General features: G+C 64.8%; 19 protein-coding genes and 5 pseudogenes. 15 read left to right on the top strand and 9 right to left on the bottom strand.

Annotated elements, in window-relative coordinates; genetic code table 11:
• Positions 1-7: 7 nt before the first annotated feature.
• Positions 8-625: a VTT domain-containing protein gene (locus SB786_RS27875; protein ID WP_165753281.1), complete on the top strand. Its 618-nt coding sequence runs from the start codon at positions 8-10 to the stop codon at positions 623-625.
• Positions 626-676: 51 nt separating this feature from the next.
• Here SB786_RS27875 and SB786_RS27870 read toward each other — a convergent pair whose 3' ends face one another.
• Together SB786_RS27870 and SB786_RS27865 are read right to left on the bottom strand one after the other, a co-directional pair.
• Positions 677-1,639 (bottom strand): cation diffusion facilitator family transporter, encoded by a 963-nt coding sequence (locus SB786_RS27870; RefSeq protein WP_410730292.1) that lies wholly within the window; start codon positions 1,637-1,639, stop codon positions 677-679.
• Between the two features lie 41 nt (positions 1,640-1,680).
• Positions 1,681-2,017: pseudogene (locus SB786_RS27865) on the bottom strand (carboxymuconolactone decarboxylase family protein).
• 376 nt (positions 2,018-2,393) lie between these two features.
• On the opposite strand from SB786_RS27865, the pseudogene SB786_RS27860 reads away from it, so the two are divergent.
• Positions 2,394-3,494: pseudogene (locus SB786_RS27860) on the top strand (LysR family transcriptional regulator); the annotation flags it as partial.
• Positions 3,495-3,602: 108 nt separating this feature from the next.
• Here the strand turns inward: SB786_RS27860 and SB786_RS27855 are convergent.
• A pseudogene (locus SB786_RS27855) lies at positions 3,603-4,432 on the bottom strand (IS6 family transposase).
• A gap of 104 nt (positions 4,433-4,536) precedes the next feature.
• Here SB786_RS27855 and SB786_RS27850 point away from each other — a divergent pair.
• The 12 genes from SB786_RS27850 (at position 4,537) to SB786_RS27795 (ending at position 17,980) form a co-directional block, all read left to right on the top strand.
• Positions 4,537-5,322: a TetR/AcrR family transcriptional regulator gene (locus SB786_RS27850; protein ID WP_410730291.1), complete on the top strand. Its 786-nt coding sequence runs from the start codon at positions 4,537-4,539 to the stop codon at positions 5,320-5,322.
• Positions 5,323-5,451: 129 nt separating this feature from the next.
• Positions 5,452-6,735: an alpha/beta hydrolase gene (locus tag SB786_RS27845; protein ID WP_410730290.1), complete on the top strand. Its 1,284-nt coding sequence runs from the start codon at positions 5,452-5,454 to the stop codon at positions 6,733-6,735.
• 63 nt (positions 6,736-6,798) lie between these two features.
• On the top strand, positions 6,799-7,680 hold the full coding sequence (locus SB786_RS27840; RefSeq protein WP_410730289.1) for a VOC family protein: 882 nt from the start codon (positions 6,799-6,801) through the stop codon (positions 7,678-7,680).
• A 21-nt stretch (positions 7,681-7,701) separates the two neighbouring features.
• Positions 7,702-9,369, top strand: coding sequence for an AMP-binding protein (locus SB786_RS27835; RefSeq protein WP_410730288.1), 1,668 nt, complete (start codon positions 7,702-7,704; stop codon positions 9,367-9,369).
• Positions 9,366-9,863, top strand: a complete 498-nt coding sequence (locus SB786_RS27830; RefSeq protein ID WP_410730287.1) for an acyl-CoA thioesterase — start codon at positions 9,366-9,368, stop codon at positions 9,861-9,863. The genes SB786_RS27835 and SB786_RS27830 overlap by 4 nt, the downstream gene beginning before the upstream one ends.
• Complete coding sequence (locus SB786_RS27825; protein ID WP_410730286.1) at positions 9,860-10,999, top strand: FAD-dependent monooxygenase; 1,140 nt, start codon at positions 9,860-9,862, stop codon at positions 10,997-10,999. The genes SB786_RS27830 and SB786_RS27825 overlap by 4 nt, the downstream gene beginning before the upstream one ends.
• Positions 11,000-11,010: 11 nt before the next feature.
• Positions 11,011-12,381 (top strand): MFS transporter, encoded by a 1,371-nt coding sequence (locus SB786_RS27820; RefSeq protein WP_410730285.1) that lies wholly within the window; start codon positions 11,011-11,013, stop codon positions 12,379-12,381.
• A gap of 81 nt (positions 12,382-12,462) precedes the next feature.
• Positions 12,463-13,164, top strand: a complete 702-nt coding sequence (locus SB786_RS27815) for an Asp/Glu racemase (protein ID WP_410730284.1) — start codon at positions 12,463-12,465, stop codon at positions 13,162-13,164.
• Between the two features lie 210 nt (positions 13,165-13,374).
• Entirely contained in the window at positions 13,375-14,469 is a 1,095-nt protein-coding gene (locus tag SB786_RS27810; protein ID WP_410730283.1) for a porin, read from the top strand.
• Between the two features lie 277 nt (positions 14,470-14,746).
• The gene (locus SB786_RS27805) at positions 14,747-16,276 is read left to right on the top strand and encodes an aldehyde dehydrogenase family protein (protein WP_410730282.1); all 1,530 of its coding nucleotides are present in this window, start codon (positions 14,747-14,749) and stop codon (positions 16,274-16,276) included.
• Between the two features lie 22 nt (positions 16,277-16,298).
• Positions 16,299-17,201, top strand: a complete 903-nt coding sequence (locus tag SB786_RS27800) for a transporter (protein WP_410730281.1) — start codon at positions 16,299-16,301, stop codon at positions 17,199-17,201.
• 41 nt (positions 17,202-17,242) lie between these two features.
• On the top strand, positions 17,243-17,980 hold the full coding sequence (locus tag SB786_RS27795) for an SDR family NAD(P)-dependent oxidoreductase (RefSeq protein ID WP_410730280.1): 738 nt from the start codon (positions 17,243-17,245) through the stop codon (positions 17,978-17,980).
• 8 nt (positions 17,981-17,988) lie between these two features.
• On the opposite strand, the gene SB786_RS27790 is transcribed toward SB786_RS27795, so the two are convergent.
• The 4 genes from SB786_RS27790 to SB786_RS27775 form a co-directional block, all read right to left on the bottom strand.
• Positions 17,989-18,987: an AraC family transcriptional regulator gene (locus SB786_RS27790; protein ID WP_410730279.1), complete on the bottom strand. Its 999-nt coding sequence runs from the start codon at positions 18,985-18,987 to the stop codon at positions 17,989-17,991.
• Between the two features lie 393 nt (positions 18,988-19,380).
• Entirely contained in the window at positions 19,381-21,183 is a 1,803-nt protein-coding gene (locus tag SB786_RS27785) for an ArnT family glycosyltransferase (RefSeq protein WP_410730278.1), read from the bottom strand.
• On the bottom strand, positions 21,180-21,941 hold the full coding sequence (locus tag SB786_RS27780) for a polysaccharide deacetylase family protein (RefSeq protein WP_410730277.1): 762 nt from the start codon (positions 21,939-21,941) through the stop codon (positions 21,180-21,182). Before SB786_RS27780 ends, SB786_RS27785 begins: the two co-directional genes overlap by 4 nt.
• Entirely contained in the window at positions 21,938-23,059 is a 1,122-nt protein-coding gene (locus tag SB786_RS27775) for a glycosyltransferase (protein ID WP_410730276.1), read from the bottom strand. Before SB786_RS27775 ends, SB786_RS27780 begins: the two co-directional genes overlap by 4 nt.
• Before the next feature lie 638 nt (positions 23,060-23,697).
• Here SB786_RS27775 and SB786_RS27770 point away from each other — a divergent pair.
• Positions 23,698-24,339: pseudogene (locus SB786_RS27770) on the top strand (IS5 family transposase); the annotation flags it as partial.
• A 186-nt stretch (positions 24,340-24,525) separates the two neighbouring features.
• Here the strand turns inward: SB786_RS27770 and istB are convergent.
• Together istB and SB786_RS27760 are read right to left on the bottom strand one after the other, a co-directional pair.
• Positions 24,526-24,885 (bottom strand): annotated as a pseudogene (gene istB, locus SB786_RS27765) (IS21-like element ISBcen28 family helper ATPase IstB); the annotation flags it as partial.
• A 158-nt stretch (positions 24,886-25,043) separates the two neighbouring features.
• Positions 25,044-25,727 carry an enterotoxin A family protein gene (locus SB786_RS27760; RefSeq protein ID WP_410730334.1) on the bottom strand — a complete coding sequence of 228 codons (684 nt, stop codon included), beginning with the start codon at positions 25,725-25,727 and terminating at the stop codon, positions 25,044-25,046.
• Positions 25,728-25,848: the final 121 nt, after the last annotated feature.

Genomic DNA, 25,848 nt, shown 5'->3' with positions numbered 1-25,848 from the left:
CGATATCGTGCTGACGCTGGCTGTGCTTTTTCTGCTGATTCTTCTGCTGAATCTCATGCCGGCGTTCGCTCCGCCCACGTGGATGGCGATGTCATGGGTCGGGTTCAACGTGCCTGACGGCAATCCGTTGATCTTTGCCGTCGTGGCGGCCGGCGCGGCGACAACCGGCCGCGTCATTCTGGCGACCTTCGCACGATCGCTCGTCCGCTCCCGCTGGATACGGGAATCCGATCGAGAGAATATCGACGTCGCCACACGCTGGCTGCGAAAGCACAGGACGCTCACTGCCGGCGCATTCTTCTTTTACGCATTGAGCCCGCTTCCGTCGAACTATCTCTTCATCGCATACGGACTTTCCAGATTGCCGCTCAGAATCATCGCGGTGGCGTTCTTCATCGGCCGCGCGACGACTTATGCGATCTGGGCGCACCTCGGCCGCTTTGCGTCGAGCCGGCTGGACATGGAATCTCAACTCGAAGGCACGTACCTCGGCGGATACTTCGTGGTCACGCAACTGGTGTTGCTCGGCCTCGTGTTCGGGTTGATGAAGCTCGATTGGCGCGCGCTCGTCGATGAACGCCGGTTGACGTTCCGGCGCGGCCATCGTCCACGCGGCTCTGAATGACACCAGACGTGCATGACATGTCGAACGGCCGCGTCGGCCGACCGTTGTCTGCTATCGGCCGCGAATCACGGATGTGACTTTGGCGAGGCTTTCCCGCTTGCGCGGATCGACGTGCGTCATCACGTTCAGGACACGGTGATGCCGCATCACGCGAGCACGCGCCGCCACGGCGATGTCGTGCCCTTGCGCAACGGTGAGATCGGCGTCGATGTCGAGATGCACGTCCACGAGGATCAGATCGCCGGTCTTTCGCGTGCGCAGGTCGTGCGCGTCGAGCACGCCCGGCGTCGCAAGCAGCGTCGCGCGGATCGCCTGCACGTCTTCGGCATCGGCCGCCCGATCCATCAGGTCGTGCAATGCGTCCCAGCCGAAGGTGGCGCCCATTTTCACGATCATTCCGCCGACGACCAGCGCGGCGACGGGATCGAGCAGCGGATAGCCGAGCAGGTTGCCGACGATGCCGCACGCGACCACCAGCGAGGATGCGGCGTCCGAGCGCGCGTGCCATGCGTTGGCGACCAGCATGCCCGATTTCACTCGCGTTGCCACCGCAAGCATGTAACGGAACAGGCATTCCTTCGCGGCGAGCGCTACGAGCGCCACCCAGAGCGCCGCAACGTGGACGCGCGCGATCGCTTCCGGATGCTCGAGCTTCTGGATGGCGGACCAGAGCATCCCGCCAGCCACCAGCAGCAGGATCGCCGCGAGTGCGAGCGACGCGCCGGTTTCGAAGCGCTGATGGCCGTAAGGATGCTTTTCGTCGACAGGCTTGCGACTATGGTGACCGGCTAGCAGGACGACGAAATCCGCGATCAGGTCGGACAATGAGTGAATGCCGTCTGCCACGAGACCCTGCGATCGGGACAGGATGCCGATCACCACTTGTCCGATGCTCAGCGCAAGGTTGACCGCAACGCTCACCCAGGTGCTTCGCGTGGCCGCTGCGGCCATCGCGGGTGTCGCGAGTGTCGCGTCGGCGACGGTTTCCGAAACAACGTCAGGGTTCTTTGACATCACGATTCAGGTCACGTTCGAGGGTCGAGCAAGGCCGGACGTCACGTCGACAGCTCGTCGAACGCGATCAACGCATGTGCGGCGTACATCATCGACGGGCCGCCGCCCATGTAGACGGCGACACCGGCGACCTCGTCGATCTCCTCGCGCGTCACCTTCAGCTTGATCAGCGATTGCATATGAAAACCGATGCAGTCGTCGCAGCGGCACGAAATCGCGATGCCCAACGCGATCAGCTCGCGGGTCCTCTTCGTCGGCGCGCCCGGCCGCATCCAGCGCGCCGAAGGCGGACAAGAGGTCAGGCTGCGACTGCCGAAGCTTACGCATCTGCTCGGCAACTTCCGCGGTTCTTTCACGATAACGCCGTGAATTCGACATGGCTGGCAGCTCCGAAATGACAGGAATCGAGTCGCGCACCACGCTTCGTCACCGTGACGTCGAACGATGCGCCGCACGTTTGACAACAGCGTGATCGCCGGCATGTATTCGATGGTATTGGCGGCTACTCCGGCGTACTTGATCTGCGGCAAAGGTTCGACCGCCGGCTTTGCGTACGGTTGAAACCATGCAAACGATCGGGAGAGCGTCATGTCCGCAGTGAACAGGTTCACCGTTTCGTGCCTGATCGGCGTCGCGATCGCGATGACGGCTGGTCTGGCCGATGCCCAGCCACGCCAGCCCGCTGGCGGTTCCGCCGTCGAGCCGGGCGGCATGATGTACGGCAGCCAGTTGATGGCGCCCGCCGAGCGGAACGGCCGTCGGCGAAGCATTGTTCGATCGCAAGCCGTCCGGCATGCTTGCAACGCCGGTCGGTCGTGCGGTGCTCAAGCGCGGCGAACGCGTGATCGCCGAACTCGGCGCCCTCGCGAACTGGTGTGCGCTCCGCCAGTCGCGCCGCCGCGCATCGGCCGACGGCGGCCTGCCGGCTTACCTGCTCAACACGCGGCGGCTCCAGCTGTTCTCGACCCTCGCACGGCGCCGTCACATGCCGAGCGCCGCGCGTGCGCTCGGCGTCACGCAGCCGGCCGTCAGCAGCGCGATCCGGATTCTCGAGAGCGGCGCGGGTTTCGCGCTGTTCCATCGGCATCCGCGCGGCCTGCTGCTGACGGCCGACGGCGAGACGTTCCTGCTGCACGTGCGGCGCGCGCTGAACGAACTGCGGCACGTCGCCGACGACGTCGCCGCGCTGCACGGCAGCATCCAGGGCGTCGTGACCGTCGGCGCGCTGCCGCTCGGCCGCACGCTGATGCTGCCCGAAGCGGTCACGCGCTTTCCGAAGGTGCGTGTGATCACCGACGAAAGCGCATACGAGGCGCTCGTCGCCGGCGTGCGCGCGGGCGACATCGACTTCATCCTCGGCGCGCTGCGCGCGCGCGATCCGGCGAGCGACCTCGAGAACGAACGACTGATGTCCGAGAACCTCGTCGTGCTCGCGCGGCGCGATCACCCGCTCGCCGACGTGCGCAATCTCGGGCTCACGAGCCTCGCCGGCGCGCAATGGATCCTGCCGCGCAGCCACTCGCCCGCGCGCGGGCTGTTCGAATCGCTGTTCCGGCGCATGAAGCTCAAACCGCCGATGCCGACGGTCGAGAGCGCCGATCTCGCGGTGATACGCGGCGTGCTGCTGCACACCGACATGCTTGCGGTGCTGTCCGCGCAGCAACTGCATTACGAATGCGAAGCGGGGTTGCTTGCCGTGCTCGACGTGCCGATGCGCGAAACGACCCGCGACATCGGTCTGATGACGCGCGCCGGCAGTCCGCCGTCGCCGGCGGCACGCGCGTTGATCGATGCGATCCGTGTGGTCGCGACCGAAGTCGCGCGCACGCCGCACGCCACGGCCGCTGCGCGATAACGAAAGCGCATGGCTGCCGCGCCGGAGTCGCATCGCGCCGGTCGCGTGCGTTGCCGCACAATCCGGTCGATATACCGCGCGGTTCCTGGCCAAAGCGCGACGCTGTGATCACGCGTTGTTGATTTGTACGGAATCCTGACCCACGGAGGATGCGGCTATTTTCTTGGATTGGTTTACGTTGTTAACCCGAGGCTTTCGGCTGAGATACCCAAGGGAGCCTTTGATCCGTTTTTCGTTGTACCAGCGCTGCCAAGCGGACAGGCGTGCCTGAAGTGCCGCGCGATGGCTGGTAGCCTTCATTCGGTGTCGAGGCAAGGCGAAGTGCTGACGGATGGCACCCATGCGCGAGAGAAACGCCTGGGTACGCCGCGGGTCGCGAAACCCCTGCGTTTGGCGCTCACGCCAACGCGTGGGCTGCTGACTGTTTTCCGCGCGGTTATTGACCCGGGCCGATGCCTTGACGAACACGTGCTTCACGCCGGCCAGCTCGGGCACCTCGGCTTTCGCTGCGGGTAGCTGCGCAACTGATCGGTAACGATCTTTTTCGGCACCGGGTACAAGCGCAGCATCCGCCGAAAGAAGCGTTTGGCCGCTGCCTTGTCGCGACGCTTTTGCAGCAGCACATCCAGCTCGGCACCGTGTTCGTCCACCGCGCGCCACAGCACGTACGGCTCGCCGCGCAGTGTCACGAACATCTCGTCGAGATGCCACGTCGAACCCGGCTTGCCGCGGGCGGCTTTTGCGCGGAGCGCAAACTGCGTGCCGAACCGGTCGCACCAGTTACGTATCGACTCGTAGCTAGCCGTCACACCGCGCTCGAGCAGCAACTCCTCGACGTCGCGCAGGCTCAGGTTGAAGCGGTGGTACCAGCGCACCGCGCAGCTGATGACCGCTGCCGGAAACCGGAAACCTTTGTAAGGCGATTGGCTCTTCTTCATGCCATCATTCTAACCAGCACGGCACTCAACTTGACATCGCCCTTTCCGATGCTCGCCGCTCGCGGAGGCGGGCGAATACATCTCTGAAGGCCCGAGCCGGCTCGATGGCACGCTTTGCCAGTGCTAACATGCGTCGATCAAAAGCGACTCCGCGCAAACTAGGCATGAGCAAAACGAAAACCCCGACCAAATCGCGCCCGACCCGCAGCGACGCACAGCGGCAGGCGATTCTCGATGCTGCATCGCTGCTGTTCATCGAGAAAGGATTCGGCGGTACCAACATCAACGACATTGCCGACGCAGTCGGCATGACGCGCACGGCGCTGTACTACTACTTCCCCAGCAAGGAATCGATGCTGGAGGCGTTGACGCGGGAAGTTACCGAACGCGCCAGCGACCTGACGAAGGAAGTCGCGCAACGCGCGGAGCTTCCGCCCGACGAGGGGCTGCGCCAACTGATCCTCGGCCACGCCGGCCTGATCCTCGCGCATCCATTGCAGTTCCGTGTCGTAGAACGCAGCGAGAGCAGCCTGCCGGACGTGCAGCGCAACGCTGCCCAGGCAGCGCGACGCGCCGTGCGAAACGATTTCGTGAACGTGATCCGGCGCGGCATCGAGCAAGGCGTTTTCCACGCGGTCGACGCCGATGTCGCGGCCTTCTCCATCATCGGCATGTGCAACTGGTGCGCGTGGTGGTTCGATGATCGCCGGCACGCGTCCAGCGACGCGGTCGCCGAACTCATCGCGTCGCTCGGGCTGCGCATGCTCCGCGTCGAAAGCGCCGCCGACAACACCCGTCCTGCCGCCGCGCGCGCCGACGTCCGCCGCGCGCTGGCCGGCATGCACGAAGCGCTGGCCACCCTCGAAAGCAGCCTGCACGGCAAGGACTGACGCACCGGCAGTTCATCGGTCGCATCCGAATCGGCGTTTACACTTACGTCAAAAATTTGACGCTTCCGTCAAATTTACTTAGCATTGGCACATGGTCAATGTCAGGAGCGCGCACGCGCGATTCGTCCGATGAACGGTTTATCTTCCTCCAGCAAGCCGGCCGCCCAGGCCACCGCGGGCTTTCTCAACACCGACTGGAACCCGCGCGACGTTCCGCTGGGCACGGTCACGACCAACGTCGTGCTGCGCACCGCCGACCAGGCAGCCACCGGCGGTTCGCTGTACCGCCCGCCGACGGCGACGGACACCGTCGTGTGCGTGATGCATCCGCGCGAGTTCATGGCGTGCCATTACCTGATTCCGGATATCGTGGGCGCCGGCTACGCCGCCTGGTCGCAGTCGCCGCGCTCGGTCGGCAACGACCTGCGGCTGGAACACGAATTCGCGCTGCACGACGTGGCCACAGGGCTGCAATACCTGCGCGCGGCCGGATTTCGGCGCATCGTGCTGCTCGGCAATTCGGGCGGCGCGGGACTGTATGCGCTGTACGTGCAGCAGTCCGCGCGACCCGGCGCGCTCCGCATCGCACGCACGCCGGGCGGACGCCCGACGCAACTGGCCGAACTCGACATGCCCGCCGTCGACGGCTTCGTGCTGGTCGGGCCGCACCCCGGACAGGGCGCGCTGCTGCTCAACTGCATCGATCCGAGCGTCACGGACGAGAACGATCCGCTCTCCGTCGATCCGTTGCTCGATCCGCTGTCGCCGGCCAACGGCTACGCGGGCAAAGACAACACCCGCTATAGCGCCGAATTCGTCGACCGATACCGCGCTGCCCAGCGCGCACGCGTGGCGCGCCTCGACGCGTACGCCCGGACGCTGATCGCGCGGCGGCAGGACGCTCGCAAGCGTGTGAAGGAAAACGGCGCGAACGGCCTCGACGTCACGCCGGAAGACCGGCGCGTCGCCGCGCACACGCCGATCTTCAACGTCTGGCGCACGGACGCCGACCTGCGTTGCTTCGATCTCGGCCTCGATGCGTCGGACCGCAAGTTCGGCTCGCTGTGGGGCGCCGACCCGTACGCGTCCAACTACGGCGCGGTCGGATTCGCGCGGCAGTGCACACCGGAAAGCTGGCTGTCGACGTGGTCGGCGCTGTCGTCCAACGCGTCGCTGGCCAGCACCGCGCCTTCGATCGTCCAGCCGGTGCTCGTTATCGAATACACCGGCGACCAGGCGTGCTTTCCGGGCGACGTGCAATGCATCGTCGATGCGATCGCGTCGCCGTCCAAACATCACCACCGCGTACGCGGCGATCACCATGGCCGCGCGTTGAGCGCCGACGAAGCACCCGGACGGCTCGAGGCCGGCCGCCTGCTCGCGCAATGGCTGCGCGAGCACTTTTCGCTCTGACCGGACCACCTGCCGTTCCCGGCCCTTCTTCGTCATCACGACCCTTCACGGACGACACGACTCATGCCTGCTCACCCTCTTCCCCCGCTGACGCTGCACGGCGTCGACCACACCGCGCGCCCCACCTGGCGACTGCGCGAAACCGTCGAGTTCTACCGCGACAAGCTCGGGCTGCCGCTCGTGCATGTGATTTCCGCACGCGGCTGGGGACCGGCGACGCACCCGGACTTCCTGCATTTCTTCTTCGACAGCGGCAACGGCAGCACCATCGCGTTCTTCTACTACCTCGGCAGCGACGAGCCGGCCGAGATGGCGGCGCGATCAGCCGCTCGTCCGCTGCCGGACGACCACGTCGCCGATGCCACGCATACCGCGTGGCTCGTCGATGGCCCGGACGCGCTGCGCGCGTGGAAGCGGCATCTCGATGCGCAAGGGCTGGACGTATCGGTGGAAACCCGGCACGAAGTGATCGAATCCGTCTACGTGCGCGATCCCAACGGCTACTTCGTCGAGTTCACGCACAAGCTGCGCCCGCTGACCGCTGTCGATGCCACGGACGCGCAGCTCACACTCGAAGCGGCGATGACGCTGGAAGACGCCGCACGCGCGACCGGCCGCGCACTGGATACCGTCGACGCGATCTGGAACCGCAAGGCGGAACTGCTGGCCGAACGCGGCAACGCCTCCGCTGCGCCAGTGCGTATCTCGGTACCCCGCGTGGCGGAATTCGCGCCGCTGGTGCGCGCCGCACTGCAGCATCCCGATTGCCGCGTGCACGAAGGTAAGGAATACGATTCAATCGAAGCCGACAGCCCGATCGAATTCGAGCGCCGGGCGCTCGGCTTCAAGCCCGCGCTCTGGTACGGCATGCTGACCGGTGGCCTGCACGGGCGCATCGAGCGGTTCGACCGCGACGTCCTGCGCATCGCGCCGGTACGGTCCTGAGCCGCGACGGGAGGAGACATGATGGAGACTCGAATCGAACAGCCGATTGCCGGCGTCGTCTACCCCGGCCGCATCCGGGCCGAAGCGGCACTCGCCAGCGGCGCGTGGATCGCCAGCACCGTCGGCGACGCGCTGCGCGCGACCGCACAGCGCCATCCGGCGCGCAGCGCGTTCATCGGTCACGACCGCACGATCGACTTCGCCGAACTCGACGAGGCCACCGAGCGACTCGGGGCCGCGCTGCTCGCGCTGGGCCTCGCGCCCGGCGACCGTGCGATCTTTCAACTCGGCACCACGGTCGAAACCACGATCGCGCTGCTCGCCTGCTTCAAGGCCGGCATCGTGCCGGTATGCTCGCTGCCGCAGCATCGCGAGATCGAAATCAGTCAGCTCGCGCAACTGTCCGGTGCCCGCGGCTACTTCGTGCAGGCGGATTTCAGCCCCCGCTTCGACCTGCCGGCCTTCGCCGAATCGATGGCGACGCGTCATCCGTCGATTGCGCATCGGGTGATCGTGCGCGGCGAACGTGCCGGCGCAGTCGGCATGCAGGCACTGATCGACGGCATGCCGCTCGCGCAGGCCCGCGAACGCCTCGCGCGCGTGCCGATCGGCCTGTCGGACGTACTCAGCTTCCAGCTCTCCGGCGGCACCACGGGCGTCCCCAAGATCATTCCGCGGTTTCATGCCGAGTATCTCGGCCACTCGACGGGCTGGATGCGGCGCTATCGCGTCGATGCCGACAGCCGGCTGATCTGGTCCCTGCCGCTGATGCACAACGCCGGCCAGCTCTACGCGCTGATTCCGGCCGTGCTCATCGGCGTGCCGGTCGTCCTGATGCCGCAGGTCGACATTCCGCTGATGCTCGACCTGATCGGCAGACACCGCATCACGCATGCGCTGTCGATCGGCCCGATCGCGCCGCAGCTGATGGCCTACCCGGATATCGCGCGTCACGACCTGTCGTCGCTCGAGCTGTTCTCGACGATGAGCCGCGCCGATACGCTGGAGGCGCACCTGCGCGTGCCGTGCTCGAACCTGTACGGCATCACGGAAGGCCTGCTGCTGGGCTCGCCGGCCGATGCGCCGGCCGAGGTGCGCCATCGCACGCAAGGGCGCTCCGGTTGCGACGACGACGAGATCCGCCTGCTGGAGCCCGGCTCGGAGCAGCCCGTCCCGCCCGGCCAGATAGGCGAACTGTGCTTTCGTGGGCCGTCCACGCTGACCGGCTACTTCGCGAACGCCGAGGCCAACGAGCAATCCTTCACGTCCGACGGCTTCTACCGCACCGGGGACATGGCCACCGCGCATGCGGTGGACGGCGCGCTGTACTACACGTTCGAAGGGCGCTTGCGCGACAACATCAACCGCGGCGGCGAAAAGATCGGCTGCGAGGAAGTCGAGAGCCACGTCAGCCAGCATCCGTCGGTCGCCGATGCCAAGCTGGTGCCGATGCCCGACCCGTTCTACGGCGAAAAAGGCTGCATTTTCATCATCCCCCGCCCGGGCATGCAGGCGCCCGACGTACAGGCGCTCGGGCAATTCCTCGTCGACCGCGGGCTGGCCCGGTACAAGTGCCCCGAGCGGGTCGAGGTGGTCGATGCATTTCCCGTCACGCGCGTCGGCAAGGTCGACAAGCCGGCGATGAAACGGCTCATCGTCGACCTCCTCGCGCAGGAGGCCGGACAATGAGCGCGCCCGCACCGATCGAATACCTGCTCGGCGAACGGCCGCTCACGGTGCGCCGCCGAGTGAAATGGGGCGAATGCGATCCGGCCGGCGTGGTGTATACCGCGACCTTCGCCGATTACGTGATCTGCGCAGCCGAACTGTTCTACGGAGCGTTGCTCGCCGATACGCCACAGCGTGCTAAGCGCGCGCTCGGCTTCGGCACGCCGAGCCGGGCGCTGTCGTTCGATTTCATCGGCTCGCTGCGACCCGACGACGAATTCGACATGACCGTGCAGGTGGCGGACGTGCGCCAGCGCTCGTACGTGCTGGACATCGTGGCCCGCACGCCGCAGGGCGCGGCCGTCTTCAACGCACGCCTGACGCCCGTCTGCGTCGCGCACGACGAGCGCAGGTCGATCGACATCCCGCCCGCGTTCCGCCAGGCGTTGCTGAACTACCAGCGCGACTGTGCCGGCGCCGCTTCGAATCCATTCATCCAGGACGACGCATCATGAAAATCGACATCGTCGGTGCCGGCCCGGCCGGTATGTATTTCGCACTGCTTGCAAAAAAGCACGATCCTTCCCATCGAATCACGATTTACGAACGCAATCCAGAGGGCGCGACCTACGGCTGGGGCGTGGTGTTCTCCGATATCGGGCTGTCATTCCTGAAGGAAGCCGATCCGGCGTTCTTCGACGAATTCATCGCGCATCACGAACGTTGCGACTACATGGAAATCGTTCACCGTGGCACGCATGTGCAGGTCCACGGCAATCATTTCTCGCGCACGTCGCGCATCGACATGCTGCGGGTCCTACAGCGCGCCTGCGAGCGCGAAGGTATCAGGATCGAATACGGTCGGCGCATCGAGGATGCGCGCACGCTCGCGTCCGGCTGCGACTTGCTGGTGGCCGCCGACGGCGGCAACAGCGCGATACGCACTCAACTGGCCGAACACTTTCGCCCGCAGTTCGTCCAGCGCCGCAACAAGTTCGCGTGGTACGGCACGAATCAGCGCTTCCATCCGGTTTCGCTGATCTTTCGCGAAACCCCGCACGGCGTGTTCATCGCGCACTGCTACCAGTACAGCCCCGACCTGTCGACCTTCCTGATCGAAACGGACCCCGACACGTGGCGACGCGCCGGGCTCGACCATGCCAGCGAGGACGAAAGCCGCCGCTTCTGCGCCGACGTGTTCCGCCCCGAGCTCGGCAGCAACGAACTGCTGACCAACCGCTCGCTCTGGTTCGAAGCCAACATCGTCAGCAACGCTAATTGGCATCACGACAACATCGTGTTGCTCGGCGACGCATTGCGCACGGTGCACTTCTCGCTCGGCTCCGGCACCCGCATGGCGATGCAGGACGCCATCGCGCTGCATCGCGCCGTAGCGGCGGCGCCCGGCGACCTGCCGGCCGCGTTCGCGGCTTTCGAGGCCGCGCGCCGGCCCGCGTCGTCCAGCTTCCAGGGCGCGGCGGCAAAGAGCCTCGACTGGTACGAGAACGTCGCCGGCAAGCTGCATCTCGACCCGGTCAGCTTCGCCTACGACTACATGTGCCGCACCGAAAAAGTGACCCGCGACGATCTCCGGCAACGCGACCCATTGTTCGTCGACGCCTACGACGCACTGCGGGCCAGCGCCCGCTAAAGGACTGCACCATGACCCCAACCACCGTCAATGTCGTCGACGTCATCGGCCGCAGCCGTCTCGGCGCCTTGCAGTATCTCGTCCTCGGGCTGTGCACGCTGTGCCTCGTGATCGACGGGTTCGACGTGCAGGCGATCGGCTATGTCGCGCCGGCCATCATCAAGCAGTGGGGCATCGCCCGGGCCGATCTCGGGCAGGTGTTCGGCGCGGGCCTGGTCGGCATGACGATCGGCGCGCTGCTGCTCGGCCCTGTCGCGGATCGCATCGGCCGCCGCCCGGTGCTGATCGGCGCGATGCTGTGCCTGGCCGCGTGCATGTATGCGACGGCGCAAGCCGGCTCGGTGCCGCAGTTGCTGCTGCTGCGCTTCGCGGCCGGGCTGAGCATGGGCGCGATCATTCCCAATGCGGTCGCGCTCGCGGGCGAGTTCAGCCCGACCCGCATTCGCGTCACGACGATGATGATCATCTCGTCCGGATTCATCGTCGGCGGGGCGATCGGCGGCGCCATCGCCGCGGCGATGATTCCGGCGTTCGGCTGGCGGTCGGTGTTTATCGTCGGCGCGGCGGCCCCGCTGCTGGTGGCCCTCGTGATGATCGCGGGCATGCCGGAATCGCCGCAATTCATGGCGATGCAGCAGCGCGGCCGGGATCGCGTCCGCGCGCTGTTGCGGCGTATCGATCCCACGCTCGCGATCGACGCGCACGTCGAATTCGTCGTGCCCGACAAGAAGACGAGCGGCGTACCGTTCGTGCATCTGTTCCGCCATGCGCTCGGCACCGGCACCGTGCTGCTGTGGATCCTGAATTTCATGAACCTGCTCGCCGCCTACTTTCTCGCGAACTGGCTCCCGATGATCATGAACGGCGCCGGCCATGCCACGTCGCAGGCCGTGCTCGCCGGCATGATCTTCTGGGTCGGCGGCATCGCCGGCAACCTGCTGCTCGGCTGGCTCGTCGACCGCTACGGCTTCGGGCTCACGCTGACGCTGACCTTCGTCGGCTCGGCACTGGCGGTCGCCGCGATCGGTCAGGTGGCCGGTTCGCTCGCGACCGCGTTCGTCGCGATCGCGATCGCCGGCTTCTGCGTGCTCGGCGGACAGACTGCACTGAATGCGCTGGCCGCCGTGTATTACCCGACCGCGCTGCGTTCCACCGGCATGAGCTGGGCGCTCGGCGTGGGCCGGATCGGCTCGATCGTCGGCCCCGTGATCGGCGGCGAACTGGTGCGATTGAACTGGCCGTCCTCCAGCCTGCTCGTCGCCGCGGCCGTACCGTGCGTCGCGGCCCTGCTCGCGATTCTCGCCTTCTGGCGCGCCGGCGACCTGCCGGCGTCGGCGCACGCGGTCGAACCGGCACCGAATGACGCCGCCTCCCGCACCTGATCCCTCACACCGCAAGAAAAGGACCCTACCGTGACCAGACACTTCCGTATCGGGCAGATCGTGCCCAGCTCCAACACGACGATGGAAACCGAGATTCCCGCGATGCTCCGCGCTCGCGAGGCGGCCAGTCCCGACGAGCGTTTCACTTTCCATTCGAGCCGCATGCGCATGCACAAGGTCACGAAGGAGGAACTGGCCGCGATGAACCGGGAGGGCCTGCGCTGTGCCGCCGAACTGGCCGACGCCCGCGTGGACGTGATGAGCACCGCGTGCCTCGTCGCGATCATGGCCATGGGCCTCGGCTATCACCGCGAGACCGAACTGGAACTGACCGAGGTCGCGCGCGCCAACCATTGCCTCGCACCGGTCATGACGTCGGCCGGCGCGCTGGTGGACGGGTTGAAGACGCTGGGCGCCCGCCGTATCGCGCTGATGGCGCCGTACATGAAACCGCTGACCGACCTGGTCGTCCAGTACATCGAGCACGAGGGCATCGAGGTCGTCGATGCGATCTGTTTCGAGATTCCCGACAACCTCGAAGTCGGCCGGCGCGATCCGTTGCAATTGCTGGACGACGTCAAACGCCTGAATACCGCAGGCGCCGACGTGATCGTCGCGTCCGCTTGCGTGCAGATGCCGTCGCTGCCCGCCGTGCAACGCATCGAGGATGCGACCGGGATTCCGACGGTCTCCACCGCGGTGTGTACCGTCCGCCGGATGCTCGACCATCTGGGTCTGGAACCCGCAGTCCCCGGCGCGGGCGCCCTGCTGCAGGCACGCTGACCCGTTGCAAACACGCCGGCATTCCGGCCGGCATGAAGCCTCATCTCTCCGGTGAGTCACGATCGATCCGGACAGCGCGTTCGGATCAAATTCAATTGTACTAATTGATTGGCATGCGCAAGCGTGCGCCACGCGAGCGTCGAACGCGCAGACAAATCAAAAATATTTCAAACAAGGCGCTGTAGCGCCCGGAATGGAGATAGGACCGTCATGAAGATCAAATGGAGCGCCGCCGTGTTCGCGGCGGCGTCAGGGCTCGCATACGGGCAAAGCAGCGTCACGCTCTACGGCATCGTCGATACCGGTGTGTCGTATTACAACCATGCGACCGCACACGGTGGATCGTGGGTCGGCCTGCCCGTTCTGACCGGCGAATTGCCGTCTCGTTTCGGCTTCAGGGGCAGCGAAGACCTCGGCGGCGGCTACCGCGCGTTCTTCGTGCTCGAATCTGGTTTCCAGCCTGGCACCGGCGCACTGAATTACGGGGGCCGCCTGTTCGGGCGGCAGGCCAACGTCGGGATCGACAGCGATTACGGTGCCCTGACGCTCGGCCGGCAGATGAACATGACGACGTACGCGCTGGCGAAGGCCGACGTGATCGGGCCGTCGATTCATTCGCTGTACGTGTTCGACGGGTATCTGCCGAACGCACGCAGCGACAATGCGATCGGCTATCTCGGCCGTTTCCGCGGCATCACCGTCGGAGCGACATACAGCTTCGGACGCGATGCAGCCGGCCCCGCCGGGCCGGGCGCGACGAATTGCGCCGGGCAGGTGCCGGGAGACATCCTCGCGTGCCGGCAATACACGGCACTCGTCGCCTACGACACCGCGAGCTTCGGCGTGGCGGCGTCCTACGACGTGATGCGCGGCGGCACCGGCGCTTCCGCGCCATTGAACCGGAACACGTATACCGCGACGCGCAATATCGTCGACGGCTATCTGGTCGCGGGTCCGGTCAAGATCGGGATCGGCTGGATACGCAACAACATCGCGGCCGCCTCCCACCTGCAATCGGACATCTTCTTCGCCGGTGCAACGTATTCGATTACGCCAGCGTTCTCCGTCGACGCGCAGGGCGTCCGCCACCTTCAGCGCGGCCGGGATGAAGTGACCCACAGCGCGAACTCGACGCTGCTCGTCGCGCGCGCGAACTACGCGTTGTCGAAGCGCACGATCGCCTATACGTCGCTCGGATACATGTTCAACAGCAAGCTGGCCGCCAACCCGGTTGCCGCAGGTGGAACGGTCGGGACCGGGATGAACCAGTTCGGCGCCATGGTCGGCCTCCAGCAGAAGTTCTGACGAAGCGCCGTCCGTTTGCCGCGGTCATGCGTGGCCGTGGAAAACGGACGACGACTGTCGACGCCCCCCTCCCTTCCCCTCCGATTCCGCCCGTACACCGGGCTTGCGTGCAGGCGCGATGCACGTTTTGGCAAGAATGTACCGGCGCTGGCCAGCGGATGGTAGCGACCTGGTCCGCACGCGCCTAACTTGACGTCTGGTTCGAACCACGACGGCGCTACGCCGAGAACCTCGAGCGCGACACCCGCGAATAGACGATATCAAGGAGACGACCTCAATGACCGCGACCACCCCATCCCGCGCGCCTGCCGGCGCCGGCTTTCTGCACGAATATGGCCAGTTCATCGACGGCACGTGGACGCCGGGCGATGCCGGCAAAACGATCGATCTGCACAATCCGGCGACGGGCGACGTGCTCGCTCGCATCGCGGCCGGAAACGGCAAGGATGCCGAACGGGCAATCGATGCGGCAGCGCGCGCGTTCCCGGGCTGGGCGCGCACGCCGCCCGCCGCGCGTCAGGAGATCCTGTACGAGATCATGCGCCGCCTCAAGGCTCGGCAGCAGCACTACGCGCTCATGGATACGCTGAACAACGGCAAGCCGATCAGCGAATCGATGCACTTCGACATGCCGATGGCGATCGAGCAGTTCGCGATCTTCTCCGGCGCGCCGTGGCAACTGAACGGCGAATCGATGCACTACACATCGTCGCTCGGCACGGATTCGATCGGCATCGTGCATCGCGAACCGCTCGGCGTGGTCGTGCAGATCATTCCGTGGAACGTACCGATGATCATGCTCGCGTGCAAGATCGCGCCGGCCCTCGCCGCCGGCAATACGATCGTGCTGAAGCCGTCCGAAATCGTATGCCTGTCGGTGCTCGAATTCGCGCGCGAGATGGCGGACCTGCTGCCGCCCGGTGTCCTCAACATCGTGACAGGTTACGGTCCGGATCTCGGCGAAGCGCTGGTGACCGACACACGCGTGCGCAAGGTCGGCTTCACCGGTTCGCGCCCGACCGCGCGCAAGCTCGTCCAGTATGCAGCGGCCAACATCATTCCGCAGACGATGGAGCTCGGCGGAAAATCAGCGAACATCGTTTGCGAGGACGCCGACCTCGACGCCGCAGCCGAGGGCGCGGCCATGTCGACGGTCCTGAACAAGGGCGAAGTGTGCCTCGCGGGCTCGCGCCTGTTCGTCCACGAAAAGGTTCGCGATGCGTTCCTCGACAAGCTGCAGCGCATTCTCTCCGGCATCCGGATCGGCGATCCGACCTTGCCCGACACGCAGCTCGGCCCCCAGGCATCGCGGATGCAGATGGACAAGATCCTCGGCTATCTGGAAGACGGCCCGCGCGAAGGCGCCAAGGTGCTGATGGGGGGCGGCCGCGCCAGCGTGCCGGGTTACGAAAACGGATTCTTCATTCAGCCGACCGTGTTCGTCGACGTGAAGAACACGATGAAGATCGCTCAGGAGGAGATTTTCGGCCCGGTCACCAGCGTGCTGACCTGGAAGGACGACGACGAGGTCGTGCGGTTGGCCAACGCATCCGTCTACGGCCTCGGCGGCGGCATCTGGACCTCGAATCTCGCGCGTGCCCATCGCATGGCCTGCGCGCTGGAAACCGGTACGGTCTGGATCAACCGCTACTACAACTTTCTCGGCGGCATGCCGATCGGCGGCTACAAGCAAAGCGGCTTCGGCCGCGAATTCGCGCACGAGGTGCTGAATCATTACACGTTGACGAAGAGCGTGATCGTCGACCTGCAGCCCGGCGCACTGGGCATCTTCGGCGCACGGCAATAGCCCGCGCGCAAAGGAGATTCCCATGTCCTTTCCACTCGGCCGCGCGGCGGCCGGCATCGTCGCGCTGGCAGCCGCACTGGGCATGCAGCCCGCGGGTGCGACGGAGGGCGGCGGCTCGGTCTATCCGTTCGGCGCGGAGAACTACCTGACCGGTGCGCTGCCGCCGCCTGGCCTCTACTCGCTGTTCTATGGCGAAGCGTACTTCGCGCGCAAACTGGTCGGCAACGACGGGCAAGACGTGACGCCGCCGGGCTTCAGGCTCAATGCCAACGCACTCGTCAGCCGCCTCGTGTGGGTCACGCCGCAAAAAGTGCTGGGCGGCGACTTCCTGCTGAGCCTGATCGTGCCGATGGTCAACCTGCATGTGGAAGCTGCCAGCCGCAGCCAGACCAAGACCGGGTTGGGCGACATCACGCTGTCGCCCGGTATCGGCTGGCATTTCGGCCCGAACCTGCACGTCATCGGCGCGTTCGACTTCTTCGCGCCGACGGGCGGCTACAACAAGAACGATCTCGCCAACATCGGACGCAATTACTGGGCCTTCGGCCCGGTCTACGCGGCGAGCTGGGTCGATCCGCATGGCATAAATGCGGACGTGAAGCTCGGCTACCTGTTCAACCAGATCAACCACGCGACCGGTTATACCTCCGGAAACGAGCTCTATGCCGACTATTCACTCGGCTGGGCGGCCACGCCGCAGTGGGTGCTCGGTGTCGGCGGCTACGTGACGGTTCAAACCACGGACGACCAGGACGACGGTCGGACCGTCGCCGGCAATCGTCACAGGGCATTCGCGATCGGCCCGAGCATCAAGTACGCGAGTCGCCAGGGCTGGTTCGTGACCGCCAAGTGGCAACGCGAAATGGCCGTCCGCAACGGCGCGGAAGGTCATGCTTTCTGGATCAGGGCGGTATTCCCGCTTTGAAGTGTCTGCGGTACCCATTCATCCATATCGAAGGAGACATCATGAACAACACCCACGAAGGACGCGTGGCAGTGGTCACCGGCGCCGGCCGCGGCATCGGGCGCGAAGTCGCCGTCCGGCTGGCCGCGCGCGGCGCGCAACTGGTATTAATCGATCTCGACGTCCCGTCGGAAACGCGTGCGCTGATCGATGGCGATCCGCTCGTGCTCACCGGCGACGTCAGCGACCCGCAGGCATGGGCGGGATTCGCGCGAGCCGTCGACGAACGGTACGGGCGCGCCGACATCGTGGTGAACAACGCCGGCATCTATCCGTTCGCGGCGTTCGACGACCTCGATTTCGACCTATGGTCGCGCACGCTGCGGGTGAACCTCGATTCGCATTTCCATTCGGCGAAGGCGTTCGTCCCGCTGATGCGGGCGAACCGATGGGGGCGTTTCGTGAATTTCTCGTCGAATTCGATCGGCACGCCGCTCGCGGGACTCAGCCACTACATGGCGGCGAAGATGGGCGTGATCGGTTTCGTTCGCGGACTCGCCAACGAACTGGCCGACGACAACATCACCGTCAACGCGATCCTGCCGGCGCTCACGCGCACGCCCGGCACCAGCGGCATTCCCGATGAGCTCGCGCGCAGCGTATGGCAGCAGCAGGCCATCAAGCGCTTCGCGACGCCGGAAGACATCGTTGGGCCGATCCTGTTCCTCACGAGCGATGACGGTGCCTTCGTGACCGGCCAGGCACTGGCCGTCGACGGCGGGATGTACAAGATCTCATAACCCCGCCGCTAGAACGCGCCATCGCAAGCCCGCTTGCGGGTTTGCGATGGCGTTTCGCCGTACCGGCGCCGGTATTGCTGGTTGAATGCGCTCAGGTGACCGAATCCGTATCGCAGCGCGATCGTCGAGATGGTGGTCGCGGCATCGGCGTCCGACAGCAGCTCGCTGCGTACTTTTTCCAGTCGCAGATGATTCAGGTGCTGCATCGGTGTCGTCTGGCGGAATGCGCTGAACGCGCGCGACAGCGAACGGATGCTGCAATCCGCCGCCTCGGCGATTTCCGCGAGCGTCAGCGCCTGTCCAAGCCGCGCCTCCATGAACTCGACGGCCCGACGCAACTGCTTCGGCGCGATCACGCCACTCGATCGATGCAACTCGGCCGTGTAGTTGTGCGGTTGCGTATCGAGCAACGTGACGGTCAGCATTTCCTCGATGCTCGGCGCAAGATACTCGCGCAGCGCGGCGTCGCATTCGTTCAGCGTCGTCACAACGAAATCCAGCAGCATGAACCAGCGCGTCAGCGCGTGCGAATCGCGCATCGCCGTCTCGAAGCGTAGCGGCGCGCGGCCCGGATGCCGCATCATGCGCCAGCACGCCGCGGACACGCGCCGATGATCAAGCTGCACCTTGAGCACTTCGGCGGCCGGATCGTAATGGAACCGCGGTCGGTCCGACGCCACACTGAGCACGGTCGTGCCCGGGCCGCCGCCGTAGTGCGCGTGGCCGGCGGTGATCCCCGTCCGCCCGTTCGTGGTGGTCGTGACAAGCAGGCAGGCGCCCAGGTCGTCGGGCTCGATTTCGATGTCGCGCCCGAACGTCAACGTCGATACCGCTATCGCGCCGCATGCCGTGCCGTGCAGAACGACCGGCGCGATCGCGCCGGCGTCCGGGCCGCGCTCGCGGTACGCGCAATACCGGTTGGCAATCGTCGCATGGGCCGCCGTGGGTTCCGCGGCGGAAATTTCGAGGAATCGCGCGTCGAGTCGGGTCGAAGGAATGGTTTGCATGCCGAAATCGATAGGGCGCGGCTGAGGTGCGCTGACCGGTACAGGCCTGCATGCGAGCCGCCGCACATCGGGCCAGCCTTGCGACATACGCGTCTCGCGGAGGCCGGACGGGGTCCGGCGCGTCCGAGTCGTCCGGGGCGTGATGGGTCGCAACAGCGCATGCGACCGGACGCGGCGGGTTTTGATTCGACTCGAGTATAGATTTTTTGACACTTCCGTCAAATCATCGAAAACCCGATCCCGCATGAGCCCTTGCTAGGAGCGCATGTCGGCGCTTGTTTCCGCACTAACCGACGGTCCAAGCAACGATCCCGATCAATTCCGCCACGAGCAGCATGGTCGCCCCGATCACAAGCGCCGCGAGCCAGCCGCCGCGGCGTCTGCTGCGCGCAGTCATCGGCTCTCCTCCGGATTCGACGCAGCGTGTACACGGCCTGCATGCACGACATCTCCGCTGGCCGCGCGATACATGACGAGCGACTCGTGCGTATCGCCCAGCCGAGCCCCCTGCCAGAATGGCGTCCACGACGCGCCCGGATCCGGCACGGCGCCGCGCAGGCCCTGGACGATCAACCAGCGGCACGACCACGCATGCGGGTCGTGCGCCGGCACGTAGCGAATGCCGGCGAAGTAGTCGAGCATCGGCGCCTCCGATTCGCCAAGTCCCGGGCTGGCGACGCAATCGTGCTCGCGCCACTCACTCGCGAGCCGAGTCTTCAAATCGACGAACGGCAAACGGTAGCTTTTCGCGACATCGATCCACGGCAGCAGCAGTGTGTACACGAGGCCCCACGCGAGCACCACACCGCTCGCCCATGACAGCGCGCCGCGCCACGGGCCCGCGCCGCGCAACAGCGGCAGTGCCGCGAGCCAGCTGGCGCTGAGCATCAGTGCTGCACAGAGCGCCACCGGTTGCAGCGGGATCGTCCAGTCGAACGGCAACCACGCGCCGAGCCATGCGACGACGTCGCGCGGCAACATATCGCCCGTCATCGCGAACCACACGTACCAGACGAGCAACGCGAACGCGCCGAACAGGCACCGGCTCGCGTAATCCCATCCCGTATGCCATCGTGCGTCGATACGCTCGATGCTGCGCGTGGCGATCAGCGACAGCGGCCCGACGAACGGCAGGATGTACAGCTGCCGCGACGTCGCGGCGACATGCAGTACGGCGAGCCCGAGCGCGGCGAATGCGACCGGCAGCGCGATCGCCGGATTGCGCCAGCCGCGCAATACGCCACCGGCAATCGCGACGACCGAGAGCGGGCCGACCGGGAATCCGACCGTCAGCAGCGCGCGCCCGACAAACAGCGGCTTGTCGTTCTCGGCACCGAGCATTGGTACCGAAAAGCCGAAGAAGCGGCCGACGTTGTTGTCCCAGAACCAGATCGCAAAGAGCGTCTCCGATCGCAGATAGAGCGCGACTGGCCACACGAGCGCGAACGGCGCAACGACCGCGGCGGCCACCGCAAGCGCCCGCGCGCATGCACGCGTGCGGCATGCCGGGTACAACGCGAGCGCCACGCACAGCGTCGCGCCGAACACGAGCGGCACGAACAGGCCCTTCGACATCAGCGCAATGCCGACGCCGGCACCCAGCCACACCGCGGCACGACGTTCGGGACGAACGCCGCGCGTGCACGCAGCGACGAGTTCGAGCAGGCCGCTGAAACCGATCGCCGTACCGGCCATCAGCGCGACGTCGGTCATCATGTCGTGCGTATGCTTGATCACGACGAGCGTGCCCGCGCACAGCGCGACCGGGCCCGTCACGCCCGGATCGAGCCAGCGTGTCGCGCCGGTCGCCACGCGCGCGGCGTACGCGGTAAAGCCGAACGCAAGCGCCGCGAAGAATCCGCTTGCGAGGCGGGCCGCATCGTGCAGCGGTAGCAGCCCACCGAACAGTCGCGCGAATGCGACGGCGACCCAGTCATACAACGGCGGTTTCTCGAGAAACGGCACGCCGGCGTTGGTCGGCACGATCCAGTCGCCGCTATCGAGCATGTGCCGAACGATCCCGAACGTGTACGTTTCGTCCTGCTTCCACGGGTCGTGCCCGACAAGTCCCGGCACCAGATACGCGATCCCGAGCGCGACGAGCATCAGTACGCGGGCTGCCGGCCGCTCGAACCAGCGCGTGTCGAACGCAGTGGCAGCGCGCGCGGTGTTCGCGACAGACGTATCGCGCCTCACCGGAAGAATCGCCCGATGAATCGCACGATTCCGCGCCCGCCCGGCACTGCCAAGCGGGGCAGCAAAAACGGGTCGGTGCACGCTGTCGCGCGGCCGCGCGCGGTCGTCGTCGCATTATGGAAACCCGCTTCGACGACGAGTCGCCTCACTTTCGTATCGAACGATCCGTACGGATAGCAAAACGACACGATGGCGCGTCCGGTCGCCTCCTCGAGCTGCGCTTTCGAGTGCGCGATCTGCCGCCGTGCAGTCTGTGCTGGGACTCCGGATAGTGCGACGTGATCGACGGTGTGCGCACCCACTTCGTGTCCGTGTGCGAGCCATTCGCGCATAGCACCGCAATCCATCAACGCCGCCTCGGCCGTCGCGAGCCCACGATCCCAGTCGTTGCTTCGTCCGAGCTTTCCCGACACGAAATAACAGGTCGCTGTGAAGCCGAGTTCGTCGAGCACGGGCAACGCGTAGTCGAATACGTTGCGAAAACCGTCGTCGAATGTAATCGCGAACAGCTTCCCACCCCGCGCCTGCGCCTGTTGCCGTTGCAGTTCGGCGACCGACACGCCGCGATAGCCGAGCGCCTTCAGCACGCGCATCTGGCGGCGAAACGCACGAGGGTCGACGCTCAGCCCGCGCAGGACGTCAGAACGTAGCGGCAGCGGCCGAATCTGGTGATACATCAGGATAGGACAAGACGCAGCAGATCGGATCGGCGCCGGCACACTCGACAGCACCGCCGGTTGCATCGAGCGATCGGTCATGTGCGCGTCGCCGCTTTTCGAACCAATGCCCGATAGACGGACGTGGTTTCGTCGATGAACCGCTGGAAACCGAATTCGCACTCGCTCCTTGCCCGAGCGGCGCGGCCCATCCGCGCCATGCGCTCCGGATGTGCGGCGATCTCGAGCAGCACGGCCGCCACCGCGTCCGGTGAGCGCGGCGGGACGATCCATCCGTCGACGCGATCGCTCACGTTCTCCGGCAGGCCGCCGACCGACGTCACGATCACCGCCCGGCCCATCGACATCGCTTCGCGGCACGCATACGACAGGCTCTCGTGATACGACAGCACGAACGATACGTCGCATGCCGCCAGCACGTCGTGTGTGCGATCCGTTGGTCCAACGAACGCGACCAGTTCACCCACGCCGCTGCGCTCGACGAATGCGCGCTGTTCGGGCGAAGGCCAGTCGCCGGCCAGCATGACGCGAAACCGCGCGCGCAGCGCGGGCGACAGTCGCGCCAGCGCGATGACCAGATCGCTCCAGCCCTTGTGCTCGGCCGTGCCGGCTACGCTGCCGAGCACGATCGCATCGGCGCCGTCCTCCCCGAAATATCCGACCCTGCGGTGGCGGATCTCGGCGTTCCCGAGGGCCTGCGACGGCGGTTGAACGCCGTGCTTGATCACCGTGATGTCGCCGTACGGCGATTGCCGTTCCAACATTCCCCGCACATAGTCGCTGACGGCGATCGTGCGGTCCGTCGCGAAACGCGCGCGCAGGAAATTGCCGACGCTGCCGGCCGCATACGTATTGTGTTTCGTGAAGACGACCGGCGGCCGTTTGCGGCAGCCCGCGAGGGCGAGCATGATCTGCCGATGGTCGGCCGACCCGTTCACGTGTATCACGTCGAACGCCGATTGCGCGATCAGCCGCCGCAACCGCAACAGTTCCGGAACGAATACGCGCCAGCCCGGCTTGAACTGCATGTCGACAACGGACACGCCCGGCAGCGCGTCGACCATCCGCGACAGACGGCTGCCGGCCGGCGACGCTACCGCCACGCGATACCGGCGGCCCAGGCCGGCCGCAAGTTGATAGATATAGGTGTCGTGCCCGCCACCATTGCCGCCATGAAAGTTGGTATAGAGAATGTTCATCGCTCGTTTTCTGCGGCTGGTGCAGCGCAAGCGCGCCTGCTTGCCGACGGGCACGCCCCCATTCACGGACTCCGTGAACCGGTTTCATTCCGACGCGCCGGATAACGTCGCATGATTTTTAATTGAGTCATTCATGCACTTCCGGCCGTATTCGCCCGGCATGAACTGTAACGATCAGCGCCATTGTATTGATTCTGAAAAAATATTTATTTCAGAATATCGATGGAATTTCTCAAAAATGATCGATTTCAGAAAAATACGATTCGTGGGTGTTTTTGTACTGTGGAACTGAATTGTTTCGCCACGCATCAGTGTCGCCGGCTGCAAACCTCATATACGGCCCGACGGCTTATCGAGCGGCTCGCATTTCCCCACGATGTTGGCCGCGAATTGCGCTGCTTCCCGCTCCGATTGATTCCTCATGGAATTCAATCTAGGCACCAAAGGCCCGACCAACCATCATGATGAGCGAGTCACCAATCCAGACGCATAGTTTTCGCAGCAACGATCCGGATGGGCGTTGTTGCATAAATTGGACGGGCATACGGCCGGCTGACGTTTGCGCACAATAGCCGGTACAGCGCCCCTGTTAACAATTCGGGTTCCCGCGTAGACTCTCGATTTTTGGCTTCGAGAAGATGCGCAGGGATACAAGCAAGAAGAGTGCGAGTCGAAGACGCGCTACCGTGTCAGGAACTGGTCTGACTACAACGCCGGCCTGATCAACCGAGGTAACGTCATGATATGGATCGATGAAGCCGCCCTTGCCGACATACCGGATGCCGAGCCAACGCGCGGCCGGTCGCGTCTGTACAGCGACCGCTGATTCAGGCGTTGCTGTGCGTCAAGACCGTGTCCACCTGCCGATGCGTGCGCTGCAAGGCTTCGCGCAAAGCCTGCGCGCGCTGGCCTTCGCCACCTTGCGCGTGCCGAACTACACGACGCTGTGCCGTCGTGCGCAGACGCTTGAGATCCAATTGCCGATCGTTGGCGACGGCGAGCCGATCCAGCTGGTGGTCGACAGCACCGGCGTGAAGGTCTACGGCGAGGGCGAATGGAAGGTGCGCCAGCATGAATATTCGAAGCGTCGCTCGTGGCGCAAGGTGCATCTTGGGCTCGACGCGAACACCGGTCAGGTGCGTGCTGTGCTGATGACGCATCAGGATGTCGCCGACGGTGACGTCCTGGCCGAACTGCTGAACCAGATCCCGGAGGACGAGTTGCTCGATGTCATCGGCGCTGACGGTGCCTACGACACCAAACCGTGCCATGCCTCGGTAATCCCCCCGCAGAACCGGCGGGATCAGAAGTAGAATTTTCTCGTTGAGGGAGTTCTACAGAATTAAGAAGTCGAGATTCACGGACAGCCAGATCATGGATGCGCTCGGCTCTCTCAGCCCACTCGAATATCGGGAAAGTCTCGGAATCGCGGCATAAACCAGTCCAAGATTTTAGCCGCACCCCCGGTTGCCGCCGTTGGAGCCGATGGGCAGGTAGCCGATCTCGTCGACGATGAGCAGGCTGTTACGGGCAAGGAAGCGCACGCGCTGCGCCAGGCTGCCTTCGCGTTCGGCCTTGGCCATCGAGTTCACGATCTCGGCCAGCGAGCCGAAGTAGACGCTCTTGCCCGCGCGTAAGGCTTCCACGCCCAGCGCAATGGACAGGTGCGATTTGCCCGTGCCGGGCGGCCCCAGGAAGTGAACGGTCTACCGTCGTTCGATGAACTCGAGTTGCGCAAGCGTCATGATGCGATCGCGATCCAGGCTCGGCTGGAAGCTGAAGTCGTAGCCGGCCAGCGTCTTGATCGTGCCGAGCCGCGCGGTCTCGGGGTGGGCCCTGGGCAGCCCACGACGTTGATCCATTCGCATTGAAATCGAATGCTCAACGGTGAGCGCCGCGAACGGCGGAAGGGAAAATACGTCGCGCCGGACAGTAGTTCAGCGACCTGCTAACGATTCCGTTATAGATGGCACCATTTAATCTATTAAGTGTTACCCTCCCGATCCCGGTTGGCAGCGTCTTGCTCAGTCCTGCCGGTGGTGATCTGATACGAGTGCCACGGAGATTTTTTCCACGCCCAATGTCCCGGCGGAAACCCGGCAAGTTGTGGCGCAATACTCCCACCGGCAAAGGTCGCGTAGCGCGAACTTTTATATAAGGCGTTACTCTTATAGCGGCCTTCTGTACTGAAAGAAACTTTAACCCAACCTTTGACCTGGTCGAATCGAATGCCGCCTAATGCCGAGTATTCTTGCTCTCTTGACTTACTATATGTGCCGCCCAATGTTCCAGCTGCATCAATGAAATTCGGCGTTATTTTTATTTCATACAAGTAACCATTTCCTCCCAACCTTTCAACCAAGAACCGAAATGCACTCATGCGTGAAATAGAGGTAGATACGTAGCCGGATGTATGTGTGGACATCCCAGTTGGACTGCCATTTATATGATTCCATAGACTAATATCCGCAGGTGGCTGATTGGGGCGAGTTCCATTGATGGCTCGTGGAAAAAACATTCCCTGACGCTTCAGATCATGCGGAGAGATTGCATCCCCACGCCAAACTGTGAGAGCGCGGCCGGTCGATTCAAGTGACGTTGAATCTGGTTCATTCTCGCTAAGTCGGTCTTTGCGGCGCGACCTCGAATCACCTTTAAATATTGTCATCCTAAGCATCACTTACCTCCGTGATAGAAATATTATCGGCGGCCTCAAATCTGAAGTGCAACACTTTCGTCATCCGTTAATGTCCGCGAATGGCAAAGAAAACGTACCAACAACTGCAACC

Origin of the sequence: Burkholderia sp. SIMBA_062 (genome assembly GCF_046534765.1) — a bacterium.
Taxonomy (GTDB): Bacteria; Pseudomonadota; Gammaproteobacteria; order Burkholderiales; family Burkholderiaceae; genus Burkholderia; species Burkholderia ambifaria.
This window is presented reverse-complemented; position numbering and strand designations above follow the sequence as displayed.

Excerpts from the sequence above, each read along its gene's own strand:
- SB786_RS27795 (WP_410730280.1), top strand. The coding sequence starts at position 17,243 with ATGAACAACACCCACGAAGGACGCGTGGCAGTGGTCACCGGCGCCGGC.
- SB786_RS27825 (WP_410730286.1), top strand. The coding sequence starts at position 9,860 with ATGAAAATCGACATCGTCGGTGCCGGCCCGGCCGGTATGTATTTCGCA.
- SB786_RS27870 (WP_410730292.1), bottom strand. The coding sequence starts at position 1,639 with ATGTCAAAGAACCCTGACGTTGTTTCGGAAACCGTCGCCGACGCGACA.
- SB786_RS27780 (WP_410730277.1), bottom strand. The coding sequence starts at position 21,941 with ATGACCGATCGCTCGATGCAACCGGCGGTGCTGTCGAGTGTGCCGGCG.
- SB786_RS27790 (WP_410730279.1), bottom strand. The coding sequence starts at position 18,987 with ATGCAAACCATTCCTTCGACCCGACTCGACGCGCGATTCCTCGAAATT.
- SB786_RS27805 (WP_410730282.1), top strand. The coding sequence starts at position 14,747 with ATGACCGCGACCACCCCATCCCGCGCGCCTGCCGGCGCCGGCTTTCTG.
- SB786_RS27845 (WP_410730290.1), top strand. The coding sequence starts at position 5,452 with ATGAACGGTTTATCTTCCTCCAGCAAGCCGGCCGCCCAGGCCACCGCG.
- SB786_RS27760 (WP_410730334.1), bottom strand. The coding sequence starts at position 25,727 with ATGACAATATTTAAAGGTGATTCGAGGTCGCGCCGCAAAGACCGACTT.
- SB786_RS27830 (WP_410730287.1), top strand. The coding sequence starts at position 9,366 with ATGAGCGCGCCCGCACCGATCGAATACCTGCTCGGCGAACGGCCGCTC.
- SB786_RS27815 (WP_410730284.1), top strand. The coding sequence starts at position 12,463 with ATGGAAACCGAGATTCCCGCGATGCTCCGCGCTCGCGAGGCGGCCAGT.
- SB786_RS27820 (WP_410730285.1), top strand. The coding sequence starts at position 11,011 with ATGACCCCAACCACCGTCAATGTCGTCGACGTCATCGGCCGCAGCCGT.
- SB786_RS27775 (WP_410730276.1), bottom strand. The coding sequence starts at position 23,059 with ATGAACATTCTCTATACCAACTTTCATGGCGGCAATGGTGGCGGGCAC.
- SB786_RS27800 (WP_410730281.1), top strand. The coding sequence starts at position 16,299 with ATGTCCTTTCCACTCGGCCGCGCGGCGGCCGGCATCGTCGCGCTGGCA.
- SB786_RS27810 (WP_410730283.1), top strand. The coding sequence starts at position 13,375 with ATGAAGATCAAATGGAGCGCCGCCGTGTTCGCGGCGGCGTCAGGGCTC.
- SB786_RS27835 (WP_410730288.1), top strand. The coding sequence starts at position 7,702 with ATGGAGACTCGAATCGAACAGCCGATTGCCGGCGTCGTCTACCCCGGC.
- SB786_RS27840 (WP_410730289.1), top strand. The coding sequence starts at position 6,799 with ATGCCTGCTCACCCTCTTCCCCCGCTGACGCTGCACGGCGTCGACCAC.
- SB786_RS27850 (WP_410730291.1), top strand. The coding sequence starts at position 4,537 with ATGGCACGCTTTGCCAGTGCTAACATGCGTCGATCAAAAGCGACTCCG.